General features: G+C 44.2%; 1 protein-coding gene. It reads right to left on the minus strand.

Annotated elements, in window-relative coordinates:
- Window positions 1-206, minus strand: a 206-nt coding sequence (locus SB660_RS24175; protein WP_410585181.1) for a glycosyltransferase family 2 protein, incomplete at its 3' end; no start/stop codon positions are given.
- Window positions 207-231 lie beyond the last annotated feature (25 nt).

The following is a 231-nucleotide window of genomic DNA, read 5'->3' on the forward strand; positions in this document are numbered from 1 at the left end:
ATCCCTCTGTTTTCTTTAATTCTCACAAAAATCAGCGGAAAATTCGCGCTGAATGATTCAAGCATGGATAAGGTTCCGTCTTCCGAACCGTTGTCAGCCACAATCACTTCGAACGGCTCTGTGCATTCCTGTTCATTCAGGGACAGCAGGCTGTTATAAAGCCTCTCCTTGGAATTATATGCGGGAACAATGACGCTTGCCTTCACTTTTCGTTCACTTCCTGTATATGAT

The sequence above is a fragment of the Bacillus sp. SIMBA_005 genome (genome assembly GCF_046535585.1).
Lineage (GTDB): Bacteria > Bacillota > Bacilli > Bacillales > Bacillaceae > Bacillus > Bacillus pumilus.